Genomic DNA, 16,044 nt, shown 5'->3' on the forward strand with positions numbered 1-16,044 from the left:
TTTTTGGAAGTATTTATATAGAAAAGAAGCTGATCTATTTATAGATCAGCTTCTTTTTATAAGATTAAACTAAGTTTAATACAGTTACTTTTTCACGTGTCATAGACTCAAGGCTCTTACGAATACCTTGTGCGCCCATACCTGAACCTTTTACACCGATGAATGGGAAGTGGTCAGGGCCGCGCTCTGTGCGTCCGTTAATTTGAACAGAACCAGTTTCGATTTTGTTAGCAATTGCAAATGCTTTGTTAATGTCTTTAGTGAAGACACTTGCTTGCAGACCGAATTCTGATTTGTTAGCAATTTCAATTGCTTGTTCATCTGAAGAAACACGGATGATTGGAAGGATTGGGCCGAATGGCTCTTCCCAAGCAACTTTCATCTCTTCTGTTACGTGATCGATTAATGTTGGGTAAATTAAGTTACGCTCACGTTTGTTACCGATAACGATTGTAGCACCTTTTTCTACAGCGTCGTCAACTAAACCTTGAACGAAGTCAGCAGACTTGTCGTCGATTAATGGAACGATTGTGCTATCTTGTTCTGGAGATCCAACTGATAGTTCAGCTACTTGTGCTTTTAATAAGCTAACAAGCTCGTCCGCTACGTTTTCGTGTACAAGTACACGTTTAATAGCTGTACAACGTTGACCAGAGTAAGAGAATGCACCGCTTACGATATGGTTTGCAGCATCTTGTAAGTCAGCATCTTCACGAACGATACCAGGATCTTTACCACCAAGTTCTAATACAAGTGGAATCATGGAAGCTTTTTTCGCTAAATGTTTACCTGTGTTTGTACCACCTGTGAACGATACCATATTGATGCCTTCGTGCTCTACTAAGTAGTCACCAATTACAGAACCGCGTCCTGTAGCTACGTTTACAAGACCTTTTGGAAGGCCAGCTTTGTGGAGTGCTTCAACCATTTTAATACCACTAATTGCACCTTGAGTTGCTGGTTTGAAAATAACAGCGTTACCCATAATTAATGCTGGTGCAAGTTTTGCAGCAGATAAGTTTACTGGGTAGTTAAATGGTGCGATTGCTAATACAACACCAAGTGGTGCGCGTTGGATAATCGCAAGCTTAGATTTTGTACCGCCCGGGAAGCTATCGCCCATCATGCTTTCTCCGTGCATATGTAAAGCTTCTTCGATTGTGTAACGAATAAAGTCAGCTGTACGAACAACTTCTTTCTTCGCATCTTTATATCCTTTACCGACTTCTTTCATAATGATATCGGCAATTTCATCTTGCATATTTACGAGCTCATCAGCCCATTTATATAAGTATTTTGCGCGATCTTGTAGGGAAGCATCAGCCCATGATTTTTGAGCTTCTTTTGCAGATGCAATTGCTTCATCTACTTCTCCGCGAGTAATTGCTTGTACTTGTCCAATTACTTCGTGTAAGTATGGAGATGGAATTTCGATTGTTTCTCCTGAAGAGCTTTCTCTCCATTCTCCGTTTAAATAAAATTTGTACGTATTGCTAGTTGTCATGATTAGTCCTCCTAAAATAGCAACTTGTAAGAGTGAGTATAAGGTGATTGTAGGGGGTTTGATAACATTTTTCAAATGAAATGTTTGTGAAAACGATTTCTTATTCTTTTTTTATTTTGTATGCCCTTTCTTACAGAACATTCCCTTATTTCAAAATGGTGTATCATATATTTTTATTTAAAGTGTGAAAAAAATTGACAGAATACTCAATAAAGTTGTAAGATTATAAATGGAAAATAAATGAAAGGGGTGTGCGTAATGATTGTAATCGTAAATGTAATGGGCTTAGCTCTGTTAAATGGCAGAAAACATTCATATCATTACGCAACCCGTACGGATATATAGGGCATCTTTGTCTTATAAGAAGCGTACGTTGCGTATATCGTAACGTACGCTTCTTATGCATTCCTGTGCATATCGTCAAGCGGCGGTATGCTTTTTTTTGTTTATTTTCCCTTGTTTAGTTCCGATAAAAAACTTTGGAAGGTGGAAAAATGTGATGAGATTGTATGGGTTACGAAATGTAAATGTGATAGGTCTGGATAGTGGATAAAGAAATGAGAGGTAAACGAGAACGAGAAGGGAGAGGTTACATTGTTATCAGTATTACTAAAGCTAAAATGGTTTTTTAGGGAGCACTGGAAGAGATATAGTATTGCCATTGGAGCTCTTTTAATTGTGAATATAGTTGAAGTGATTCCCCCGAAAGTGTTAGGGGTTACGATAGATAACATAAAAACAGGAACGTTATCGAACGAAGCTATTATACAGTCTATTCTTATTTTAATAGGGGTTACGATCGTTGGATATGGCCTTACTTTCGTATGGCAACATCAATTGTTTGGCGGTGCATTCGTACTTGAGAAAACGATGCGCTCTAAATTTATGGGGCATTTACTTAAGATGACGCCGACTTTTTATCAAAAAAATCGTACTGGTGATTTAATGGCGAGAGCGACAAATGATTTGAAAGCAATCGCTATGACAGCTGGTTTTGGTATATTAACGCTTGTGGATTCTAGTTTATATATGCTTACGATTGTCTTTATGATGGGGTTTACAATTAGTTGGGAGCTTACATTTGCAGCGCTTATTCCGCTTCCAATTATGGCGTATGCGATGAATATATATGGAAAGAAATTGCATGAAAGATTTACAGTTGCACAAGATGCGTTTGGTGATATGAACGATAAAGTGCTTGAATCAATCGCTGGTGTGCGCGTTATTCGTGCATACGTACAAGAGAATGCAGACGAGGAAAGATTTCATCATTTAGGAGATGACGTCTACGAAAAAAATATGAAGGTAGCAAAGATTGATGCATTATTCCAACCAACTGTGAAAATGCTTGTCGGTCTTAGTTATTTAATCGGCTTAGTGTACGGTGCATACCTTGTGTTCCAGTCAAAGGTGACGCTTGGTGAACTCGTTTCTTTTAACGTGTATTTAGGGATGATGATTTGGCCGATGTTTGCAATTGGGGAATTAATTAATGTTATGCAAAGAGGAAATGCTTCGCTTGACCGTGTGAATGAAACGTTAGCGTATGAGCCAGATGTAAAGAATCCGAAACATCCAAAGCTTGTGCAAGAGCCGGATTATATTCAGTTTGATGATGTGTCTTTCTCATATCCTTCATCAACTGAAGAAAATTTAAAAAAGGTTTCTTTCACATTAAAGCAAGGAGAAACGCTAGGGGTTGTCGGAAAAACAGGAAGCGGGAAAACGACGCTTGTACGTCAGCTTCTTCGCCAATATCCGCTTGGAGATGGAGATATTGCAGTTTCTGATGTGACTTTAGATAAAATGACGAATGAAAATGTACTCGGCTGGATTGGTTATGTACCGCAGGAGCATATTTTGTTCTCAAAAACAGCGCGAGAAAATATTTTATTCGGAAATAGGGAAGCGACTGAAGAAGAACTAGAGAAAGCAATTGAAATTGCTGCGTTTAAAAAGGATTTAGAGTTTTTACCAGAAGGGTTAGAAACGCTCGTTGGAGAGAAAGGTGTTTCTTTATCAGGAGGGCAAAAACAAAGGATCTCGATTGCACGAGCTGTTATTCAAAATCCAGAAATTTTAATTTTGGATGATTCTTTATCAGCTGTAGATGCTCGTACGGAAGCAGCGATCATTGAAAATATAAGAACGGAAAGAAGTGGAAAGACGACGATTATTACGACGCATCGTTTATCTGCAGTGCAACATGCGGATTGGATTCTCGTTATGGATGAAGGTGCAGTTATAGAAGAAGGTACGCATGATCAGCTTATCCAAAAGGGAGGCTGGTATGCTGAGCAGTTTGAAAGACAACAAGGTGAAAGTGAAAGTGCGGATAGTGGGGTGAAAATATGAGCGTTTCAAAACGGTTGTTTCAATACGCGATGAAAGTGAAAGGGACGATTTTTGCTGCGATGTTAATGTTATTTATTTTCGTGATCGCAGAGCTTGCTGGTCCTTTCGTCGCTAAAACGATGATTGACGATCATATCGTCGGGATAGAGAAACCTTGGTATGAAACAGAACAGAGTGAAGATGCTGTTTCGTATAATGGGGCTTTTTATAAGCGAAGTGATCGCTTTGAACAAGGCGAGAAAAAAGGAAAAGAAGTACGCGTGATGCAAGTCGGTTTTCAATATTATTTTGTACCGAATAAAGTAAATGCGGAAGGGTCACGGACTGTAAAAGGGGATATGATTACCGTTCAAAATGGTAAGGCGGTGCAAGTGTATAAAGCGAAAGCATTAACGAAAGAAGAAGTGTTTGCGTTTTATAAACCAGAAATAAACCGTCTATTATTACTTGGTGGTGGCTATTTCGCTTTATTAGTAGTCGTGTCATTATTTGCATACGGAAAGCAGTTCTTCTTGCAGAAGGCAGCGAACAAAATTATTCAAATTATGAGGGAAGATGTTTTTTCTCATATTCAAACGTTGCCAATTCGGTACTTTGATCATTTACCGGCGGGGAAAATTGTTTCGCGTGTGACGAATGATACAGAGGCCATTCGTGATTTATATGTAACGGTGCTGGCAACATTCGTTTCTAGTATCATCTATATTATTGGGATATTCGCTGCGTTATTTTTATTAGATGTGAAGCTCGCTTCATTATGTTTATTAATTATCCCAATTTTAATTGTTTGGGCGATTCTTTATAGAAAATACGCGTCTGTATACAATCATAAAATGCGCTCTCGCTTATCTGATATTAACGGAACAGTGAATGAATCCATTCAAGGGATGCCAATTATTCAAGCGTTCCGTCAAGAGCGTGAAACGAAAAAAGAATTTGAAGAATTAAATGGCGATTATTTTAAGTATCAAAATAAAATTTTAAATTTAAATGCAGCAACTTCGCATAACTTAGTAGCCGTATTAAGAAATATCGCTTTCACAGGAGTAATTTGGTATTTCGGCGGTGCGTCATTAAGTGCTACAGGTATTATTTCACTTGGGGTACTGTATGCGTTCGTCGATTATTTAACACGATTATTCTCGCCAATTACGAATATGGTGAACCAGCTTGCAAACTTAGAGCAAGCGCGCGTTGCATCAGAACGTGTCTTTGAATTGTTAGAGGAAAAAGGGGAACCGGTAGAAGAAGAACGTATGCCTCGTTTAAAAGGAAATGTAAAATTTGATAATGTATCATTTTCTTATAATGGAAAAGATGAAGTGTTAAAAAATATTTCTTTTGAAGCGAAACAAGGCGAGACAGTGGCACTTGTCGGTCATACTGGATCAGGAAAAAGTTCTATCATGAATGTACTCTTTCAATTTTATGAGTTTGAAAAAGGAAAGCTTACGATTGATGGTCACGATGTAAAAGAGATGCCGAAACAAGCAACCCGTGAACATATGGGAATCGTACTGCAAGACCCGTTTCTTTTTAGCGGGACGGTCGCTTCCAATGTAAGCTTAGAAAATGAAAAAATTTCAAAAGAGCGTATCATAAAAGCATTGCATGATGTTGGTGCTGAAAGATTTGCGAATAATATAAATGAAGAAATTACAGAAAAGGGAAGTACGCTTTCCACTGGAGAACGTCAGCTTATTTCATTTGCTAGGGCGCTTGCTTTTGATCCAGCTATCTTAATTTTAGATGAAGCAACGTCTAGTATTGATACAGAAACAGAGGCGATGATTCAACAAGCACTAGAAGTTGTAAAAAAAGGAAGAACGACATTTATTATCGCTCACCGCCTTTCAACGATTAAAAGCGCAGATCAAATTATTGTGCTCGATAGAGGAACCATTTTAGAAAAAGGCTCTCATGATGAACTCATGAAAAAGCGGGGGCGTTATTACGATATGTATAAAACGCAAATGGAAGGCAATCAGAGTGCTTAATATGCATGGAGGAGAACTTGTGATTTTCACAAGTTCTTTTTTATTGATGAACATGTCGACTCTTGAGCGAATTACGACAGTTAAATAAGAAGTATTGTTTTACCTTTTTCTCCATAAATGCTATATTAAAAAATGTTACTTATTTTTTGTATGTAGCGTTATTTTTCCCTTTTGTTTGATTATGAAGAAAAAGGATAAACTAAATAAGAACATTTTCATTGAAAAATTGTTCAAGATTGCATACAATCAATATAGTTTTTAAATTCCTATCAGAATACTTGGAGGATTACTATCATGAAGAAATTATTTTCAGTGCTTGCAGTAACTACATTAGCGATCGGGATTGTAGCCGGCTGCGGTAAAGAAGAGAAAAAAGATACAGCTAGTCAAGACGCGTTACAAAAGATTAAACAAAGCGGTGAACTTGTAATTGGTACAGAAGGTACATATCCACCATTTACGTTCCACGATTCAAGCAATAAATTAACTGGATTCGATGTTGAATTAGCAGAAGAAGTTGCAAAACGTTTAGGTGTAAAACCTGTATTTAAAGAAACACAATGGGATAGCTTACTTGCTGGCCTAGATGCAAAACGTTTCGATATGGTTGCAAACGAAGTTGGTATTCGTGAAGATCGTCAAAAGAAATACGATTTCTCTAAACCATACATTTCATCTTCAGCGGCATTAGTTATCGCAAAAGATAAAGATAAGCCTGCTACATTTGCTGATGTAAAAGGGTTAAAAGGAGCACAATCTTTAACGAGTAACTATGCAGATATTGCTAAGAAAAACGGTGCAGAAATCGAAGGTGTAGAAGGATTTAGCCAAGCGGCAGAATTATTAGCTTCAGGACGCGTTGATTTTACAATTAATGATAAGTTATCAGTATTAAATTATTTAGAAACGAAAAAAGATGCAAAAATTAAAATTGTAGATACAGAAAAAGAAGCTTCACAAAGTGGATTCTTATTCCGTAAAGGTAGCGATAAGCTTGTACAAGAAGTAGATAAAGCGTTAGAAGATATGAAAAAAGACGGTACGTATGACAAAATAACGAAAAAATGGTTCGGTGAAAATGTATCTAAGTAGTGCATTAGTTTCAGATCGATTGTCTACTTGGATAGATATTATGCAGACTTCCTTCATGCCTATGCTGAAGGAAGCTGTTTTTACAACAATTCCATTAACGCTTATTACATTTATTATCGGTCTTATACTTGCGACGTTAACAGCGCTCGCACGTATTTCAGGTAGTCGTATTTTACAATGGATTGCTCGTATCTATGTATCTATCATTCGCGGAACGCCACTTCTTGTACAGTTATTTATTATTTTCTATGGTCTTCCAACTCTTAATATTGAAGTTGAGCCATATACAGCAGCAGTTGTTGGATTTTCATTAAATGTCGGTGCATATGCATCTGAAATTATTCGTGCTTCTATCCTTTCCATTCCGAAAGGGCAGTGGGAAGCAGCTTATACAATTGGGATGACATATCCACAAGCATTAAAACGTGTTATTTTACCACAAGCAACGCGCGTATCAATCCCGCCGCTTTCAAATACATTTATTAGCTTAGTGAAGGATACTTCATTAGCATCGTTAATTTTAGTAACAGAAATGTTCCGAAAAGCGCAGGAAATTGCGGCGATGAACTACGAGTTTTTAATTGTTTATTTTGAAGCAGGTCTTATTTACTGGGTTATTTGTTTCTTATTATCAATCGTACAACAGATGTTAGAAAAGCGTTCAGAACGCTATACATTAAAATAATCCTTTTACAAAAGGAGTTTTTGTTTTTATGATTTCAATTCAGCACTTACAAAAAAGTTTCGGAGATAATACCGTACTAAAGCATATAGATTTAACAGTTGAGAAGGGCGAGGTTGTTGTTATTATTGGGCCGTCTGGATCTGGTAAAACGACATTCTTACGTTGTCTCAATGTATTAGAAACGCCAAACGCTGGTAATATTCGTATCGGTAATAAAGAGCTTAACTTCTCTCAAAAAGTAACGAAGAAAGATATTGTTAATCTTCGTACGCAAACAGGTATGGTATTCCAGCACCATAATTTATTCCCGCATTTAACAGCACTTCAAAATGTAATGGAAGGGCTCGTTACAGTGAAAAAGATGGGGAAAGAAGAAGCGAAGAAAAAAGCAAACTATTTCCTTGAAAAAGTTGGTTTAGCAGATAAAGTGGATTTATATCCGTTCCAATTATCAGGCGGACAACAACAGCGCGTTGGAATTGCGCGCGCACTTGCGATGGAGCCGGAAGTGTTACTATTTGATGAGCCGACGTCAGCGCTTGATCCTGAACTCGTTCAAGAAGTTCTGAAAGTAATGAAAGAACTTGCTAAAGAGGGCATGACGATGGTTATTGTAACGCACGAAATGCGTTTTGCACATCAAATTGCGAACCGTGTTATTTTCATGGATGGTGGTGTCGTTGTCGAACAAGGTACACCAGAAGAAGTATTTACAAATCCAAAAGAAGAACGCACGAAGAAGTTTTTACAAATGTTGCAATAAATTAAGGAAGGTCTCAAGGCATATGCCTTGAGACCTTTTTGCCATATATATTTATTTGTGGAATCCGCCAAGGCTTTGCTCAGCCATTGCAACTAGACGTTTTGTGATTTCTCCACCAACTGAACCGTTAGCGCGAGCCGTAGAATCTGCTCCTAATTGTACACCAAATTCTTGAGCGATTTCGTACTTCATTTGATCGATTGCAGCTGTTGCACCTGGTACTACTAATTGATTTGAAGAATTTTGGTTTGCCATAGGAATATATCCTCCTTAGAGTTATAAAAGTTTTTTTGGTTGGACTAGCTGGAGTTGAACCAGATTATCGCCCCGGTTGGCGCTAATCCATCGGTAATTAAGTTTGTACTCATAGTATGGATGTTACCTAGAAAGATATACAAAATAATAATTTGTAAATTTTGTCAAAAAAACGTATTGATTTCGTAAATTATGAAATAAGAGTAATCGTTGTATTTTTAAGAAAACAGGCCAAACTAAGGGTGATATTAAATATAATTTTTTCATTGTAGCCTGCTACTTGTAGGCTAATTATTAGCTTCTTATTTATGATTTATTGAAATAAAAATGAAATCGGTAGCAACTTCATAGTTCTATTTTTAAGTAGGGATGGAGTGGGCGCTCCTATGTCTGGATAGGTTGCTCTCTTCACTCTAAAAAAGAGAGGCTTATAAACGATAACGTATGGAGGAATCATGATGGGGATTTGCCCGCTTTGCAACGCATTAGAATCACAAACATATTCTTGTCAAAATTGCCAAAGTATACTCCAAGATTATGGGAAGTCTGTAGATTACATAGACGATTATAGTGCCTATATGGATCAAGAATTATTAAGTGCAGTAGATGGTTTAACGCATAATAATTCAAATGAATATTGCAATCATATTTTTTATTGCAGAGTATGTAACGTGGAAACTGAGGTTGTAGTAAAACTTGTGTAAATAGAAAACTTCCACCTTATTATCTAGGTGGAAGTTTTTGTTTTTGTATTTGTGAGTGAATCATAGGAGAAGGGATATGTTCGGTGTTTGATGAAGCCCCTGATTTTATTTGAGACATTTTTTCTTTTGTATCACGTAAAGAATGTTCAGTTAAGTAGACGGCATATTCGTAAAATAACTGGCGCGTCAGTTCACTTTGCTCTTTTAATTTTTTATCTTGGAATACAGTTCGCCCAGGTTTAGAGTTGGCTTCAAAGAGCCACGGATTTTCCTTTGTGTCTAAACCAATATCAAAACCGATTTCTCCAATATTTCCAGTTACTTGTTCATCGAGCGCGTAACTTATTTGTAAGGCAGTATGTTTTAATTTATTTTCAATTTGAACTTGTTTCGTTGAATCTGGAAAAAGCTCTTGTAATAATTTTGTATCACCGCCACTATTTACGTGCGTTGTTAAACTGCCTTTGCCGGCGATTTTGGCGACGATTGCACTAACTATCCAATTACCGAAATGGTTTTTATTTGTATGAATGCGGAAATCAACAGGTTGCCCATCGAAGCGAAGTAACGAAATACCTTGCTGTACGATAAACTTTTTTAAATCATGTCCTTTTAATACGTGGTTTAGAAGCGTTTCTAATGATTGATACTTTCTCAGTTTATTTTCTTCATTTTCGCGATAACGACAGTAGTAGCAATTCTCTGTTTGAGAATAAAATATTTGATGAATATTTCTACCAAAGCTCCCGTGTATTGGTTTCATGTACACTGATTTATACGTGCCAAGAAACCATTCTACTTGTTCAAAATGCTGAAATGCTTCTGTATTTGGTAATAAGGGTTTAATTGATTCGTCTTTCGTAAGAAGTTGATGAACTTCCCATTTATTGAAAAAACCTGGGTTAAACCATGGAATGCAGTAGTCTTGTTCTAATTTTCTTTTTGCCCTGACGATTGGTTTATAATTTTCCGCTTGCCGATTCGGTAAGCGATCGTAAATGACATTTGGTAAAGGGACTTTTTTCTTTATCCATTGTTTCTCTTGAAAGAAATATCCTTCAATCGTTTCTTCTTCCCAGTGTATATGTTGAACGCCAAAGACGAATACGAACGGTCGTAATGAGAATGGTGGTGTTAACAACTCACTCAGAGCAATTGAACGATTTCCTAAAGGGTTAGAAGAATCATCATTAAAGCCAGTTGTAAAAATGCCGATTAATGGTCCGAAAATAATTGTTTGGTTTTGTGTAAATGCATGAATAGTAGTTGATTGAGGCAGTAAAAGTTTTTCGGCAATATGTTTTCCGATAATAATTTCGCGAGTAAAGGAATAATGAATTTTCACCTCTTCACTTGCAATGTGACGTATACCGAAGGATAGGGATGTAATAGGTGGTGTAATAGAAAAAACGTAAGGTAAAGTAATGCTATTTGGATGTTCATCTGAAATGTTTAATGTATATATATGTTCTTTCAAAATAGGTTTACCTCCTTTCATTATGGTGTAAAGCGACTGAATTTAAGTGGTCCGTGAAATATCTTTTCAGCTAATGAATCACTATGACGAATGTATTGTTCGTAAGGAGGAATCGTGTTGACATACATAAGCCAAATTGCGCCTTTTTGATCCATAATTGTGGAAAGTTCTAGTTCGAATAATGAAGAATAAGACTGATCTAGTGTTTGGAATACTTCATTTATAATGTCGTGTAAAGCGTCTTGCAATAGTTGCACACCTGTACTAGATAGTACGTATTTAATTTTTGAAAATGAATGCAATGAATCATCGTCTGTTGCTGAAGGTAAAAGCTGATTAGGAAATGAACTTTTTTGTATAAATTGACCTATAACATTCCAAGTTTGTTCTTTGTTTTTTTGCAAAATAGTTCGAATGTGGAGTGGGTATGTTAATTGATTTGGTGGTTGTAGCATGGTATGCACTATGTAGCGTGATGAACGTATGTTAGATTTACACCAAGATATAAATTCATCTGTCCGCTTGATTGAAAGAGAAGTATGGTATTTTTCATTTACTGTATCGATATGAAACGTTTTATTTTTGTAAGCGACTCGATATAAGTTGTCTTTAGAATGTATATTAGTGGGGCGTATAATAATATCTTTAGATTTTAACAAAAGTTTGAAAATGTTTTGTATCGTTGCCACTTCAAATTTGGGTATATAAGGAGACAGTTTTTTATTAGTAAGAAATAAATCATGTAGTTCACTTAAGTTAATAAGTGTGTTATTTAAAAAGGTAGTGGAAGGACGGTTGTGCAAAGAGTGAATAATTGATTTTGCTTTTTCAAAGTCTGTTTCCTCGTAAAAAGAATGACGATCATATATATAAGAAGGAATAGGGAATGTTTGCTCTTTCCATTTTCCTGTATCTGTATCGTAAATAAGACCAGAAACAAGGTCTGTTTTAGAATCAATACAAAATGGCGTAAACTGGGCAACGACATTATGATAAAGCCGAGCGCGTTTAGCGATTTCGGTGTAATACGTTTGCTCATAATGAAGTTTAGAAGTTAAAAGGCCGAGAACCAACGAAATCACTCCTTTACTACTATTTGCATAATAGGCGAAGCTATATATTGCAAATACGTTTTTATACCATTATACTTTTGTCCGTATGATGATATGCTATAGTTTTGGAGAAGTGAAAGGTTGATTGTAATGAATATATGGTTAAATATGTTAACGACGACAGGACTCGGAGCAATTATTGGGGGATACACGAATCATTTAGCGATAAAAATGTTATTTCGTCCTCATCGTCCTATTTATATCGGAAAGTTTCAAGTTCCATTTACACCAGGGTTAATTCCGAAGCGTCGTGATGAACTTGCTGTTCAATTAGGAAAAATGGTTGTAGAACATTTGTTAACACCAGAAGGAATTGGAAAAAAGCTAACAAATGAAGAGTTTCAAAAAGGTTTAATTCACTGGGCGCAAGTGGAAGTGGATAAAGTAATTACGAATGAACAATCACTGCGACATATGTTAGAAAAATGGAATGTAGCGTATGTAAAAGAAGAAGCGACTCGAAAAATCGAACATGTTATTACAGAAAAAATTCATGCATTTTTAGCAGAGTATTATACATATACATGGGAACAGGCTTTACCTCATTCTGTAAATGAAAAAGTAGAGAATGCGATTCCGAATGTCTCGGCGTTTATTTTAGAGCGAGGAATTAGCTTTTTTGAAAGTGAAGAAGGGAAAGCACGTCTTTCAAAAATGATTGATGATTTCTTTGCTTCTCGCGGAACGCTACTTAACTTAGTCGGAATGTTTTTAGGAAATGTAAGTGTTGTGGATCGTGTGCAGCCAGAAGTTATTAAGTTTTTAGGGCAAGATGCTACAAAGCAGCTTTTAACTGACGTACTACAAAAAGAGTGGGAAAAGTTAAAAGGAAGAGATGTAAAAGAATTAGAAGCATTTGTAGAGAAAGAAATGATTGTAAGCTCCGTGCTGTCAGCAGTTAAAGTAGAGGAAACAGTGAGTAAGTTTTTAAATCAATCTGTTCAGCAAGTATGTGAACCAGTTGGAGAAACAATTATTGAAAAAGTGGTTCCAAGTGCAGTAACGAAAGGCTTAAAGTGGGGAACAGAAAATGTAGAGAGTATACTAAATAATCTACACCTTGCGGAAATTGTCCAGCAAGAAGTGTCTACATTCTCAACAGAAAGATTAGAAGACTTAGTTCTGTCTATTACGAAAAACGAATTGAAAATGATTACGTATTTAGGAGCGTTATTAGGCGGAATGATCGGGCTCGTACAAGGATTGTTACTATTGTTTCTTAGATAATAAGGTGAGTACATAGAAATAAAAGTGAAATTTCTTCACATCTCTTGCATAGTTTGATATGGTAAGAAGAGGTGCGTATGTAAATGCACGTAAAAGGCAGTGCGAGTGAAAAGCGCTAGCCTTCTAAAGGAGGAAAAATAAAATGACAAAGAACATTCATGATGTTGCATATGAATTACAAAAAGCAATCGCTGAAAACGAAGACTTCAAAACTTTAAAAGAGAGCTACGCAGCAGTTCAAGCTGACACAGCTTCAAAGAACTTATTCGATGAGTTCCGTACAATGCAACTTAGCCTACAACAGAAAATGATGCAAGGCCAAGAAATCACTGAAGAAGACAACCAACAAGCACAAGAAGTTGTAGCTCGCATTCAACAAGATGCTAAAATTACAAAATTAATGGAAACTGAGCAACGCCTAAACGTTGTAATCGGTGACGTTAACAAAATTATCATGAAGCCACTTGAAGAATTATATAGCGCGCAACAACAAGCGTAATAGTGGAAGACGCTCCTAGTTTAGGAGTGTCTTTTTTGTTTAGGGAATTTAATAGTTATACCACAAAAACTCCCTTTCAAAATAGCCATTTCTTATTGGTTATTTTGAAAGGGATATGTAACACATCTGTTAATTTTTTTTATTGCTGTTAATTGAAGTTTTAATATTTTTTTCGTTCAAAAACGTTTCAATCTCTTTTTGTTTCCTCCCATTTATTTTCTCAAGGCGTTTTGTAAAAGAAAAATTGGCTTTGAATAAGTTACCATCTTGGGTGAGTTTGTCTAATTCTTGATCTAGCTCTACGAAAATATCCGTAGATGATGACATAAATGCATAGATTTCTTTTGAAGGTTTTTTATAATCAGTAGGTAAATTATTATTACTAATAAACTCATGGAAATTCATATCGTTTTGTTTCGCTAAATCAATTAGTTTTTGTAAATTTTCTTGGTCAGATTCTGTGAAATTCTTATCAGAATTTGTTGAAGCGAGAGGGATAATATTTTCAGATAACTCCCAACTATAATCTATATAATTTTTTATATTTTGTTTCATTTCGTCTTCATTAATAGTTTTGTTTTTCTTTGAGGAACTAAATATATTTTCTGGAACTTTAATAGCAACATCTTTAATAGATTGTACATCGTTTTCTTCCTTAGGTTGTGCACTGTTTGAACAAGCTGATAGAAATAAAAGAGTAAGTAGCATGAGTGAATATAAAGTATATTTCTTCATTTTAATCTCCTTTTACATTCATTAGTGTCTTTGTAAAATAGCAATATTCCATTTCAAATACTTTACTAAAAGTGCATATAGATGTTTTACCATTTGATAAGATATGACGGATATGAGTAAACCGACGCAAAAAGCGATGAACACATTATAAACATCGGAATAACTGATTTGATGAAACCCTTTAAAGAATCCTAATCCTATTAATAAGATAGGTGAAATAATTAATAATGGTGTAGCAATGATAAGTGCTAGAAGAATCGGTAATAAAAAGAGTAGTACGAAAAAGGCGATAAAGATAAAGGCAAAGTTTAAAACACTTAAGCTCATAACAGAAAAAAGTGCAATTATCATATTTTTGAAGCTTCGTTTACTGTCAGCATTGCTTATTGCATAGGAAACAGTAAGTTCTTTAGCAATGGTTTTAGGATTTCCTAGCTTTTTAGAAATTTCCTCTTCAGATATTCCATCTTGTTTACCACTAATAAAATGAGTTTCGTACTCCGAGATAATATCCTCCTTTTCTGAATTAGGCATATTCCGTAGGGAAGAACTAAGTTGTTCTAAAAATTCACTCTTGTTCATAACGATCACTTTCCTTTATAAAATGATGAATTATGGCTGAAAATCCTATCTTTTTTCTAAGCAGCACACACAATCTATATCTACTTTTTGAAAGGAGATATACTAATCGTGAATAAAATTACAAATAATGGGTATTCCATTATTTACAAATATATCACTTACTATTATTCTTTGCAAGGTACTATAAATTTGTTAATAATGTGAATAGGTGGAAGTATTTTTGTACATTTTTAGAAGAGATATAAAAATGTTATTTTAAGATAAACAAAAGGTTGTAAGCGCATTCTTTAAAACTTGTCAAAATAATGTCGAATTCATATTGTTGGAAAAATAATGCATTTGTAATATAATGATAAATGATACTTCACCAGCTTAATTAACTAGGTGAAATTAAAATCTTTATTACACACATTATGAAATAAAGGGTAACTAACTGTTACGATTTATTTAACCAATTATAACGAAAGTTAATTAAATATATCAGTAAGCCCTGCTAGTCAAGTAATTGGCTAGTAGTGAGGGTTAACTGCGGGCAATCCCTAAAGCTGATTGAACTACAACGTGGCTAGAAATAGCGAGCGTGAATGTCGCGAAAGCAGAAAAAATCAATCAGATGATGCAAGGTTAAATCCTAAACATTAGAACAATGGGTCTTCCGCCTCGAATCATCTAAGTCAAAATGGATAGGATGAACGTTCAACGACTATCTCGTATAACTGACGAGAGTACATCACAAGCCTATGGTGATGGAAAAATCCTCTATCTCTAAAGTGATAAACATATAGTCTGCGCTCATGTGAAAACATGAGAAGTTCATAAGAGAACTGGCTAAGGAATTGCGCCCTTAGTTGAACGAGATACATTTAATTAAATCTATCAAACCTCATTGAATCTATCGAACGTATGTGCTATGGTAGATTCAATGAGATAAGAATAATAATGAAATTTTTACGAGTTAGTCAAGTATCAGAATTAACAGGTTTGCATCCGAGTAGTCTTACGAGAATGCTGGTAGAACACGCTACGATTCAGAAGAACAAATCTTTATTAAAGGAGT

At 35.6% G+C, this 16,044-nt stretch carries 14 protein-coding genes and 1 pseudogene; 9 read left to right on the forward strand and 6 right to left on the reverse strand.

Going from position 1 to position 16,044, the window contains the following annotated elements:
• Positions 1-64 precede the first annotated feature (64 nt).
• Positions 65-1,504, reverse strand: coding sequence for an NADP-dependent glyceraldehyde-3-phosphate dehydrogenase (gene gapN, locus ACTFRM_RS00790; RefSeq protein ID WP_173600743.1), 1,440 nt, complete (start codon positions 1,502-1,504; stop codon positions 65-67).
• A gap of 594 nt (positions 1,505-2,098) precedes the next feature.
• On the opposite strand from gapN, the gene ACTFRM_RS00795 reads away from it, so the two are divergent.
• The 5 genes from ACTFRM_RS00795 to ACTFRM_RS00815 all read left to right on the forward strand — a co-directional run bounded on the left by ACTFRM_RS00795 (position 2,099) and on the right by ACTFRM_RS00815 (position 8,396).
• Positions 2,099-3,859 (forward strand): ABC transporter ATP-binding protein, encoded by a 1,761-nt coding sequence (locus ACTFRM_RS00795; RefSeq protein WP_000953783.1) that lies wholly within the window; start codon positions 2,099-2,101, stop codon positions 3,857-3,859.
• Positions 3,856-5,856 (forward strand): ABC transporter ATP-binding protein, encoded by a 2,001-nt coding sequence (locus tag ACTFRM_RS00800; protein WP_000116641.1) that lies wholly within the window; start codon positions 3,856-3,858, stop codon positions 5,854-5,856. The genes ACTFRM_RS00795 and ACTFRM_RS00800 overlap by 4 nt, the downstream gene beginning before the upstream one ends.
• Positions 5,857-6,150: 294 nt before the next feature.
• Complete coding sequence (locus ACTFRM_RS00805; RefSeq protein WP_000732840.1) at positions 6,151-6,948, forward strand: amino acid ABC transporter substrate-binding protein; 798 nt, start codon at positions 6,151-6,153, stop codon at positions 6,946-6,948.
• A complete protein-coding gene (locus ACTFRM_RS00810) occupies positions 6,935-7,633 on the forward strand; it encodes an amino acid ABC transporter permease (RefSeq protein WP_000281501.1) in 699 nt (232 codons plus the stop codon). The genes ACTFRM_RS00805 and ACTFRM_RS00810 overlap by 14 nt, the downstream gene beginning before the upstream one ends.
• A 28-nt stretch (positions 7,634-7,661) precedes the next feature.
• Positions 7,662-8,396: an amino acid ABC transporter ATP-binding protein gene (locus ACTFRM_RS00815; RefSeq protein ID WP_000623610.1), complete on the forward strand. Its 735-nt coding sequence runs from the start codon at positions 7,662-7,664 to the stop codon at positions 8,394-8,396.
• 51 nt (positions 8,397-8,447) lie between these two features.
• On the opposite strand, the gene sasP is transcribed toward ACTFRM_RS00815, so the two are convergent.
• Complete coding sequence (gene sasP / locus ACTFRM_RS00820; RefSeq protein ID WP_000013338.1) at positions 8,448-8,651, reverse strand: small acid-soluble spore protein, SasP family; 204 nt, start codon at positions 8,649-8,651, stop codon at positions 8,448-8,450.
• Between the two features lie 458 nt (positions 8,652-9,109).
• Between sasP and ACTFRM_RS00825 the strand changes: the two genes are divergently transcribed.
• A complete protein-coding gene (locus ACTFRM_RS00825) occupies positions 9,110-9,355 on the forward strand; it encodes a hypothetical protein (protein ID WP_000510476.1) in 246 nt (81 codons plus the stop codon).
• A gap of 19 nt (positions 9,356-9,374) precedes the next feature.
• Here the strand turns inward: ACTFRM_RS00825 and ACTFRM_RS00830 are convergent, their stop codons facing one another.
• Together ACTFRM_RS00830 and ACTFRM_RS00835 are read right to left on the reverse strand one after the other, a co-directional pair.
• Entirely contained in the window at positions 9,375-10,832 is a 1,458-nt protein-coding gene (locus tag ACTFRM_RS00830) for a YheC/YheD family endospore coat-associated protein (RefSeq protein ID WP_173600742.1), read from the reverse strand.
• Between the two features lie 20 nt (positions 10,833-10,852).
• Complete coding sequence (locus tag ACTFRM_RS00835) at positions 10,853-11,905, reverse strand: YheC/YheD family endospore coat-associated protein (protein ID WP_000242818.1); 1,053 nt, start codon at positions 11,903-11,905, stop codon at positions 10,853-10,855.
• 129 nt (positions 11,906-12,034) lie between these two features.
• Between ACTFRM_RS00835 and ACTFRM_RS00840 the strand changes: the two genes are divergently transcribed.
• Entirely contained in the window at positions 12,035-13,171 is a 1,137-nt protein-coding gene (locus ACTFRM_RS00840; RefSeq protein ID WP_440043069.1) for a DUF445 domain-containing protein, read from the forward strand.
• A 142-nt stretch (positions 13,172-13,313) separates the two neighbouring features.
• A complete protein-coding gene (locus ACTFRM_RS00845; RefSeq protein ID WP_000164614.1) occupies positions 13,314-13,670 on the forward strand; it encodes a YlbF/YmcA family competence regulator in 357 nt (118 codons plus the stop codon).
• A gap of 129 nt (positions 13,671-13,799) precedes the next feature.
• On the opposite strand, the gene ACTFRM_RS00850 is transcribed toward ACTFRM_RS00845, so the two are convergent.
• Entirely contained in the window at positions 13,800-14,405 is a 606-nt protein-coding gene (locus ACTFRM_RS00850) for an NDxxF motif lipoprotein (protein WP_000760965.1), read from the reverse strand.
• Positions 14,406-14,426: 21 nt separating this feature from the next.
• Positions 14,427-14,987 (reverse strand): HAAS signaling domain-containing protein, encoded by a 561-nt coding sequence (locus ACTFRM_RS00855; protein WP_001042974.1) that lies wholly within the window; start codon positions 14,985-14,987, stop codon positions 14,427-14,429.
• A 939-nt stretch (positions 14,988-15,926) separates the two neighbouring features.
• Here ACTFRM_RS00855 and ACTFRM_RS00860 point away from each other — a divergent pair.
• Positions 15,927-16,042, forward strand: a pseudogene (locus ACTFRM_RS00860) (IS607 family transposase); the annotation flags it as partial.
• Between the last annotated feature and the right edge of the window lie 2 nt (positions 16,043-16,044).

Source organism: Bacillus cereus group sp. MYBK227-1 (genome assembly GCF_051916325.1).
Taxonomy (GTDB): domain Bacteria; phylum Bacillota; class Bacilli; order Bacillales; family Bacillaceae_G; genus Bacillus_A; species Bacillus_A cereus.

What these genes read in the sequence shown, in the direction of transcription:
- gapN (WP_173600743.1), bottom strand. Translation starts at nt 1,504, where the DNA reads ATGACAACTAGCAATACGTACAAATTTTATTTAAACGGAGAATGGAGA.
- ACTFRM_RS00800 (WP_000116641.1), top strand. Translation starts at nt 3,856, where the DNA reads ATGAGCGTTTCAAAACGGTTGTTTCAATACGCGATGAAAGTGAAAGGG.
- ACTFRM_RS00805 (WP_000732840.1), top strand. Translation starts at nt 6,151, where the DNA reads ATGAAGAAATTATTTTCAGTGCTTGCAGTAACTACATTAGCGATCGGG.
- ACTFRM_RS00810 (WP_000281501.1), top strand. Translation starts at nt 6,935, where the DNA reads ATGTATCTAAGTAGTGCATTAGTTTCAGATCGATTGTCTACTTGGATA.
- ACTFRM_RS00815 (WP_000623610.1), top strand. Translation starts at nt 7,662, where the DNA reads ATGATTTCAATTCAGCACTTACAAAAAAGTTTCGGAGATAATACCGTA.
- sasP (WP_000013338.1), bottom strand. Translation starts at nt 8,651, where the DNA reads ATGGCAAACCAAAATTCTTCAAATCAATTAGTAGTACCAGGTGCAACA.
- ACTFRM_RS00825 (WP_000510476.1), top strand. Translation starts at nt 9,110, where the DNA reads ATGGGGATTTGCCCGCTTTGCAACGCATTAGAATCACAAACATATTCT.
- ACTFRM_RS00840 (WP_440043069.1), top strand. Translation starts at nt 12,035, where the DNA reads ATGAATATATGGTTAAATATGTTAACGACGACAGGACTCGGAGCAATT.
- ACTFRM_RS00845 (WP_000164614.1), top strand. Translation starts at nt 13,314, where the DNA reads ATGACAAAGAACATTCATGATGTTGCATATGAATTACAAAAAGCAATC.
- ACTFRM_RS00850 (WP_000760965.1), bottom strand. Translation starts at nt 14,405, where the DNA reads ATGAAGAAATATACTTTATATTCACTCATGCTACTTACTCTTTTATTT.
- ACTFRM_RS00855 (WP_001042974.1), bottom strand. Translation starts at nt 14,987, where the DNA reads ATGAACAAGAGTGAATTTTTAGAACAACTTAGTTCTTCCCTACGGAAT.